Origin of the sequence: Pedobacter sp. (genome assembly GCF_045627485.1) — a bacterium.
Taxonomy (GTDB): Bacteria; Bacteroidota; Bacteroidia; order Sphingobacteriales; family Sphingobacteriaceae; genus Pedobacter.
Genome location: NZ_JAZQNU010000203.1, coordinates 1 through 1,572, shown reverse-complemented (window position 1 = coordinate 1,572; position 1,572 = coordinate 1). Strand labels below are relative to the sequence as shown.

Below are 1,572 nucleotides of genomic sequence, written 5' to 3'. Positions count from 1 at the left end.
TCCATTTTGGCGATTATTATATGATATCGAGTTCTTTGGTAAAAGAAGAATTAAACATCCCCTCCGCTGATATAGTCCTTTATACGAAAAAAACTTGGTTTTTAAACGGATAAACCCCTAATTTTTCATGTATTTTCCCATTAAGAACCGAATTTGACAAAATCTCAAGGTGTTTATCGTGGTGCAAATCCGTTCCTGCCAAATCATAACATTGGTGCTCCAATAAATACTCTGCGGTTCGTTTCACTTCCTTCCCATAATACCCAACAATGGAGAGTAAATTCATCTGAAACAACACCCCCATATCTTTCAACCGATGAAATTTGTCATGACTTTTATGGTAAAAATTATAGCGTTCGGGATGCGCTAAGATCACCTTATATCCTTTAATCTGTAAATCAAAAATAACTTGCTCTATATTCGGCGTTTCCGACAAATACGACATTTCCACTAAAATATGTTTTCCGGGTAAACACAAAAGTTCGTCCGTAACCCTGAAAGTATCATCAACCATATGTTCAGCGGCAGCCGTTACTTCCACATCTACATTGGCCGCTTTTAAAGCTTGCTTCAATATGGCTAAAGCCGCATTGATCGTTTCAGGGGTATTCGGATAATATTCTGCTAAAATATGTGGAGTACAATGAAATTTGGTGATCCCCAGCTCCTTGAGCGCTTTAATGTACCTTACAGAAGTGCCCACATCTGGCGAACCATCATCTATTCCAGGTAGCAAATGTGAATGGATATCGACACCCATCCATTTTAAATCTTTGACCAGGATCTTTTTTTTAAATAAGGAGAACATTTTATGGAGATAAAATTAATTTAACGAAAGATTTTCCTAAAAATATAAAACTTTATTCGTCTTTACAGCCTTGCATCAACAAATTCTCGGTTAATAAACGATTTGATGTCGAAAATGACAGCACCGGCCTCTTTAAAATAAGAATAATCAATTTTTAAAAACTCTTGATGGGCCACGGCAACGATAACAGCCTTATAATGCTCTCTAGGTAGTTGATCCAATAACTCAATCGCATAATCTGCTAAAACACTCGGTGCATGCGCCCAGGGGTCATAAACTTCAGGCACCAGACCATATTGCTCTAACTCACGGTAGATGTCGATCACCCGGGTGTTCCGGGTATCCGGGCAATTTTCTTTAAAGGCGAACCCAAGAATTAAAACTTTATCTTCCTTTCGAATCGGCCCTTTAGCTAAAATTAATTTAACCACCTTACTTGCAATAAAAATCCCCATATTTTCATTGACCTGCCGGCCTGATAAGATTACCTGGGGAGCATAACCTAAAGCTTTTGCTTTGTGAGCCAGGTAGTAGGGTTCCACACCAATACAGTGACCGCCAACTAAACCTGGTTTATAGGGAAGGAAATTCCATTTGGTGGCCGCTGCAGCCAACACGTCGGAGGTGTCGATATCAAGCTTATCAAAAATCAGTGCCAATTCATTTACAAAAGAAATATTAACATCACGCTGTGCGTTTTCTATCGCTTTCGATGCTTCGGCCACCTTGATACTGGGTGCCAAATGAGTGCCTGCTTCAATGAT

The 1,572-nt window shown here is 39.3% G+C and carries 2 protein-coding genes; both read right to left on the bottom strand.

The window, feature by feature from the left end; all coding sequences use genetic code 11:
• Positions 1 to 79 precede the first annotated feature (79 nt).
• The gene (locus ACR2F3_RS15995) at positions 80 to 808 is read right to left on the bottom strand and encodes a tyrosine-protein phosphatase (RefSeq protein WP_432710992.1); all 729 of its coding nucleotides are present in this window, start codon (positions 806 to 808) and stop codon (positions 80 to 82) included.
• A 62-nt stretch (positions 809 to 870) separates the two neighbouring features.
• Positions 871 to 1,572, bottom strand: a 702-nt coding sequence (locus tag ACR2F3_RS15990) for a nucleotide sugar dehydrogenase (protein ID WP_432710991.1), incomplete at its 5' end; no start/stop codon positions are given.